Below are 5,817 nucleotides of genomic sequence, written 5' to 3'. Positions count from 1 at the left end.
CGTGAGCCGGGGACGGGGGCAGGACGCCCCCGTCCCATCCCGGTTTTTTCGTGAAATCGGGGTTACACCTTGTCTCCATTTTTCTGCGCAGAACGTCTTTGGAATGCACAACAACCAGCGCCGAGGTCCGTGCCCGGTTGGTAACCAGTCTCATTCAATGCCTTTGGAAATTCTTCGACCATGCCTTCCTTGCACCGTCAACATCTGCTGAGCCTGGCCCTTGCCACGGCCTTTGGTTCCGTCTCGTTCTGGAGCACCGAGGCGGTGGCCCAGGCCACAGGGCAGGAGGCTGCCCAAGTGTTCGATATCCATGTGCCGGCCCAGGCCCTGGCTTCGGCCATCAACGAGCTGTCCCGCCAGACGGGAACCCAGATGTTTGCCGCAGGCGACCTGGTTGCCGGGCTCAGTTCCCGTGCCGTCAACGGCCGCCTGACATCGGAGCAGGCCCTGCGGGAGCTGCTGGCCGGCACGTCCCTGGAAGCCACCAGGACGAACAACGGAGGCTTCGCCATCCGCCGTCCCGCGGTCTCCGGCGCGACCTTGCCGACCATCAACGTCACGGACAGCGAAACTGCAGCCGGCCCCGTGCAGGGCTATGTCGCTCGGCGCAGTTCAACGGGCACGAAGACCGATACGCCCATCCTGGAGACACCGCAGTCCATCACGGTCATCGGTGCCCAGGAGATCGAGACGCTGAAGTCGCAAAGCCTGCAGGATGCGCTGGGCTACGCGGCCGGCGTCACCCGCGCCGAGGGCCTGGACCGGACCTCGGACAGCCTGTATCTGCGCGGGTTCCGCACCACGGGCATGTACCGGGACGGCAGCCTGTTCACGGCCAACATCTACGACGGACGGCAGGAGCCCTACGGCCTGGAGCGCATCGAGCTGCTCAAGGGCGCCTCTTCGGTGATCTTTGGCTCAGTCTCCCCGGGCGGCGTGGTCAACACCGTGAGCAAGCGGCCCACCACGGAAAAAATCCGGGAGCTGAACATCGACGCCGGAAGCTTCGGGCGCAAGCAGGTGTCGGGTGATTTTGCGGGCGCCCTGGACGACGAGGGCAAATGGTCCTACCGGCTGGTGGCGCTCAAGCGCGACAGCGACAGCTTCATCGACCGTGTCCCCGATGACAGAACCTATGTCGCCCCATCGCTCAAGTGGCAGCCCGATGCGAACACCTCGCTGACACTGTTGGCCGAGGTCCAGAAGGACCGCACCACCTACGTTTACGGACTGCCCGCCTACGGCACCCTGCTGCCCAACATCAATGGACAGATTCCCCGCAACCGCTTCATTGGAGAGGCGGGACGGGACAAATTCGATCTGGACCGCTACTCCATCGGCTATCTCTTGGAGCATGCCTTTTCCGAAAAGCTCAAGCTCAGGAACAGCATGCGCTACTACAACGCAAAGAGCAGCTACTTCAGCACGGACGGCTGGGGCCTGTCCGCCGACCAGCGCTCGGTGGTGGAGCGCTACTACCAGCCGCGCTGGGACCGCTCGTCGGCCTTCGTGACCGATACCTCGCTGCAGTACCAGCTGGACCAGGGCCGCATTAAGCACACCATGCTGGTGGGCTTCGACTACGCCCTGCCAAAGCACGAGACCGAGCGCTATGAACAGCAGGCCGCCGACCTCGATGTCTTCAACCCGGTCTACGGCAAGCCGGTGGGGCCTGTCTCCCCCTACTACCGCTCGTCCTGGAAGAACGACTACAAGCGGCTTGGCATCTATGCGCAGGACCAGATCAAGATCGATGACAAGTGGGTGGTTCTGCTGGGCGGCCGCTATGACAAGGTCCGCTTCAACGAGACGAACTTCTTCACCGGGGACGTGAGCGCGGCCAATGAGAAAAGCTCGGCCTTCACGGGCCGGCTGGGCGTGGTCTATCTCGCCGCCAATGGCCTTGCCCCCTTCTTCAGCTACAGCGAGTCCTTCGAGCCCACCCAGGGCCAGGACCGCCTTGGATCGCGGTTCAAGCCGACGACGGGGCAGCAGTACGAGGCCGGTGTCCGCTACCAGCCCAGCGGCTCCCGGGCCATGGTTTCGGCAGCGGTCTTCCAGCTCACCCGGCAGAACCTTCTCGTGCCCGATCCCCAGGACGCCAGCAGGGCGTTCAACATACAGGCCGGTGAAGTCCGTTCCCGCGGCTTCGAGCTGGAGGCACGAAGCTCCATCGGCCGCAATGTGAACATCATTGCCGCCTATGCCTACACGGATGCGCGCACCACGCAGGCAAGCCCCCTGCAGCCGGACGAACTGGGCAAGCGCTCCATCGGCGTGCCCTACAACCAGATATCGCTGTGGGGCGACTACAGCTTTGGAGACTTCGGGCTTGCCGGCCTCAAGGTGGGCATGGGCGCCAGGTACCTGGGCCAGACACGCGGCCTGGCCTATGGCGTTCCGGTCTCGCTGCCGGCGTTCACCCTGGTGGATGCCATGGTCAGCTACACCACCGGACCCTGGCGCTTCGCCCTGAACCTCACCAACCTGACCGACAAGACCTATATCGCCAGCTGCTCCTACGGCTGCTTCTACGGCGAGCCCCGCAAGGTGATCGGCACGGCCACCTATCGCTGGTAAGCGGGCATGGGCCATGGGCCACGGCTGGAGCGATCCGGCCGTGGCCTTTTCTTTGTCTGGGAACCGAAGGCGCCGTTCAGAGCGCCTGCAGCTGCACGCCGCCACCGGCCTGCGGGCGCACCCTCAGCGGCAGGATGGACGGCAGCACGGCCAGCAGGCCGGCCGAGTCATTGGCGCGAAAGCGCCCGGTCAGGCGCAGCGCGGCCACGCGCGCATCGGCGGCTTCGATGGGCTGGGTGCGGTAGGCGTTGACCGTGGCCAGGGCCTCGGCCAGCGGGGTGTTCTCGAAGACCAGCCAGCCCTCGCGCCAGGCGGACAGCGTGGCGGCATCGGCCTGGCGCACGGCCTCGGCCTGGCCGTTGCGGATGTCCACGATCTGGCCGGGCAGCAGGTCCAGCGTTGCCGCCGCCGGGCCCGTCGCATCCTGCGCATCCCTGCCCAGCACGCGGACCCTGACATGGCCATGCTCCACGCCCACGGTGACGGGGCCGCCGCGGTCGCGCACGGTGAAGACCGTGCCCACGACCTCGATGCGCGCCTCGCGCGTGATGACCTCGAAGGGCCGGTCGGGATCGGGGGCCACGTCGAATCGCACTTCGCCTCGGGCCATGGACACTCTGCGGCGCTGGCGGTAGAGCGTCACGGCAATGGCGCTCTGGGGCGCCAGTTCCACCAGGCTGGCCTGCAGCGGCAGCTTGCCGTCGGCCAGAGTGATCTTGAGGATTTGCGAGTTGCGCGTGGCGTAGGCCGAGGTGTGTATGGGCTGCTGCCAGTACCAGTAGGCGCCCCGGCCCGCCAGCGCGCCTGTGCCCAGCAGCCCGGCGAAGGACAGCAGCAGCTTGCGGCGCCGGACGGTCTGGGTGGAGCGCGAGGCCCGGTCGGCCAGCAGGGCGGTTTCCTGGAACTGCTCGCGCAGGCCGCCGGACATGCCGCCCAGCAGGTTCCAGCGCAGGTGCGCCTCGCGTGCGGCGGCATCGTGCCGGGCTGATTTCCCGCGCCATTCGCCCAGGGTCAGGCGGGCCTGGTCGGCCACCGGGTCGGGAGCGATTTCGCTTTGAACGATCAGCGTCAGCGCATGCTCGACCATGCGCTCGCTAGGTGCACTTGCCATGGAAAGGGGGAGTCAGGATGCGTCGTCGGTCAGTGTACTGTTGTCGAAATCCATGGCGCTGCCCAGCGCATGGTCCTCGATCAGTTCGGAGCGCAGCTGGGCCAGCACGCGCGAGCAGTCCAGCGTGGCGCGCACCATGTGCTTGGCGACGGCCATTTCGGTGATGTTGAGCTGATCGGCGATTTCCGCGCGCGTGTAGCCATGGGCGCGAAAGAGGATGAAGACTTCGCGCCGGCGAGGCGGCAGGCCTTCCAGCGCCTGGACGACGCGGTTCAGGATCTGGCGCTGGGCGGCCAGGGTTTCGCTGGAGGGCGCACTGTGCTGCACCACCAGTTGCTGGCGCGTCCATTCCTGGGCGGTCTTGCGCTTGCGCGCATCGTCGATGCACAGATTGCGTGCCACGCGAAACAGCAGGGCGCGTGGGGATTCGATGCCGGCGTCGGGCAGGGTTTCGGCCTTCTTGCCGCTGCGCAGGCCCAGGGCGTGCACATAGACCCGCTCGAAGCTCGATTGCGCGATGTCGGCCGCATAGTGCGGATCTCGGAGATCGCGCGTGAGCTGGCGGCGCAGATCGCCATAGTGAGCCACGAGTTCCTGGATCAGGTCACGCATCCGGATACCTGCCTTTCCGCAAGGGCGATGGGTTGGAACCCCTGGGTCCGTACAGAGAAGGGCCTACCGGATGCTGCAACCCCGGCCAGGGCCGGGGCGGAGCAGCAGCGGGTATGGGATTCAGCGGCGCAGGTGATTCAAATTCAAATGCAAATGGTTTGCATTCAAATTATGGCATGGGAGATCCCTGCGCCATCATGCCCTGTGCGATCTTTCAATCCTGCAGCGCCAGCTGTTCTGTGCGCGCAACATCGGGTCTTTGGGCTTGCGCTGCCAGCAGGGCTTCACCGATTTCGCCGGTGCGCACCGAAGTGACGGACAGCAGGGTGTCGCTGAGGCCGTGGGAGCCCTCGCAGGCGCCCTGCAGGAAGATGGCGGGGCGAAAGTCCGGCGTGGTGTGCACCTGGTAGTCGCGGCTCACGGAGAAGTCGCCCAGGTAGGGGGCCAGCGGGTCCAGCAGGGTCTTGTGGTGCTCGCGCGCATAGCCGGTGGCCAGCACCACCACGTCGTAGCGCGATGCATGGTCGATGCCGCTGTTGAGATCGCGCAGCCCCAGGTGGATGCCGTCGCTGGCGGCGCGCACGTCCTGCACCTCGTGGCGGCGCAGGAAGCGGTGGCGCGTGTCGCCGACGACCTTCTGTTCATAGAACACCTTGAAGATGCTCTCGATCAGTTCCAGGTCGGGACAGGCGTAGTTGGTGTGCCAGAACTCGCGCAGCAGGGCGCCGCGCTCGTCGTGCGGGCGGCTGTAGACATGGTCCACGAAGTCGGCGTTGAAGATTTCGTTGACGAAGGGGCTGTCGTCCGAGGGGCGGATGGAGCGGGCGCGCATGACCAGGTCGATCTCGGCCGTGGCGTAGCGGCCATGCAGGTCCATGAAGATTTCGGCGGCGCTTTGGCCCGCACCGACCACAGCGATGCGCAGCGGCCTGGCATGCTCGGCAATGCTGCGCAGGTAGGCGCTGGAGTGGAAGACGCGCGCATCGCCGCGCAGGGGCTTGAACTGCTCGGGAATGCTGGGCGTGCCGCCGATGCTCATGACCAGGTTCTGGCCCAGGCGCTCATGCACGTTGCCGGCCGCATCGCGCGAGCGCACGCGCAGCAGCTCCACCTTGCCGTCGCGTTTTTCAGGCAGCACCTCGATGACTTCCTGCCCGTAGACGCAGCGGTCCTCGAACTTGGAGGCGGCCCAGGCCAGGTAGTCGTTGAATTCGTGGCGGCTGGGAAAGAAGGTCTTGAGGTTGATGAAGTCCTGCAGCCGGCCCTTCTCGTGCAGGTAGTTGATGAAGGTGAAGCGGCTGGTGGGATTGCGCAGCGTGGCCAGGTCCTTGAGGAAGGACACCTGCATGTGGGCCTGCTCCAGCAGCATGTCCCGGTGCCAGGCGAAGCGCGGCTGCTTTTCGATGAAGACGGGGTGCATGGCCCGCGCGGCGGTTTCGCGCTCCTTGAGGGCGATGGCCAGGGCAATGTTGGAGGGGCCGAAGCCGATGCCGATCAGCGGGTGGGTTTGCATG

General features: G+C 65.9%; 4 protein-coding genes. 1 reads left to right on the top strand and 3 read right to left on the bottom strand.

The features are described 5' to 3' along the window. Positions 1-180: 180 nt before the first annotated feature. Positions 181-2,580: a TonB-dependent siderophore receptor gene (locus A4F85_RS05030; protein WP_063325844.1), complete on the top strand. Its 2,400-nt coding sequence runs from the start codon at positions 181-183 to the stop codon at positions 2,578-2,580. Between the two features lie 76 nt (positions 2,581-2,656). Here A4F85_RS05030 and A4F85_RS05025 read toward each other — a convergent pair whose 3' ends face one another. From A4F85_RS05025 to A4F85_RS05015, 3 genes are all read right to left on the bottom strand, one after another. Then, positions 2,657-3,691 carry a FecR family protein gene (locus tag A4F85_RS05025; RefSeq protein ID WP_063325843.1) on the bottom strand — a complete coding sequence of 345 codons (1,035 nt, stop codon included), beginning with the start codon at positions 3,689-3,691 and terminating at the stop codon, positions 2,657-2,659. Between the two features lie 12 nt (positions 3,692-3,703). Next, on the bottom strand, positions 3,704-4,303 hold the full coding sequence (locus A4F85_RS05020; RefSeq protein WP_013801605.1) for an RNA polymerase sigma factor: 600 nt from the start codon (positions 4,301-4,303) through the stop codon (positions 3,704-3,706). Between the two features lie 214 nt (positions 4,304-4,517). Further along, positions 4,518-5,816 carry a lysine N(6)-hydroxylase/L-ornithine N(5)-oxygenase family protein gene (locus tag A4F85_RS05015; RefSeq protein WP_063325842.1) on the bottom strand — a complete coding sequence of 433 codons (1,299 nt, stop codon included), beginning with the start codon at positions 5,814-5,816 and terminating at the stop codon, positions 4,518-4,520. Position 5,817: the final 1 nt, after the last annotated feature.

It is taken from the genome of Delftia sp. GW456-R20 (assembly GCF_001622915.1).
In the GTDB taxonomy this organism is placed as follows: Bacteria; Pseudomonadota; Gammaproteobacteria; order Burkholderiales; family Burkholderiaceae_C; genus Comamonas; species Comamonas acidovorans.
This window is presented reverse-complemented; position numbering and strand designations above follow the sequence as displayed.